We start from the raw sequence: 715 nt of genomic DNA on the forward strand, positions 1-715 counted from the left end.
TGGTCGACCCGGACAACCGGCGGCCGGTCAACTTCGGCGAGCGGGCGAAGCTCCTGACCGAACTCGGGCCTGATGCCGGAGCCCGCAAACCACCCGCGCTCGACGACACCGGCGCGGCGAAACTGCTGGTCGTCGCCCGCGCGTTACGGCTGCGACGGGAACAACCGCAGTGGTTCGGCACGGAGGCGACCTACCGGCCGTTGTGGGCGTCGGGTTCGGCTGCCGAGCATGTGCTCGCGTTCGTCCGCTCCGGATCGGTGGTCGCGGTGGCGCCCCGGCTGGTGCTGGGACTGCGCCGCGGCGGCGGCTGGCGGGACACCACCCTCCCGCTGCCCGACGGCCGCTGGACGGACCTGTTCACCGGCCGCCGGCACGACGGCGGCGTCGCCTACGTCCTGCGGCTGCTGCGCGACTTCCCCGTCAGCCTCCTGGTGCGCACCCCCTGACCGGCCATCGCGTCGTGCCGACCAGCTTCACGTCGTGCCGCGGCCGGGTCGTGACTCAGCCGAAAATCAGCCGAAACGCTGTGCGGGACGGGCCCAGCTGTGATGCCCTGAAACATGGGCAGAGGCAGAGCAGGCTGCACGCATTCCTACAAGCGACGAACCCCCTCCCCGGGACAACCGCGGGTGGCGTGTCCGACGCCGCACCGGTAACAGCGCCGTGAAATCGGGATCACAGATGCTCACGCATTCCACAACGGGTAGACAGTACC

At 70.5% G+C, this 715-nt stretch carries 1 pseudogene; it reads left to right on the forward strand.

Features of this window, described 5'->3' with window-relative positions:
* A pseudogene (locus U9977_RS18840) lies at positions 1 to 446 on the forward strand (malto-oligosyltrehalose synthase); the annotation flags it as partial.
* Positions 447 to 715: the final 269 nt, after the last annotated feature.

The sequence above is a fragment of the Protofrankia sp. Cas8 genome (assembly GCF_963555845.1).
Classification (GTDB): domain Bacteria; phylum Actinomycetota; class Actinomycetes; order Frankiales; family Frankiaceae; genus Protofrankia.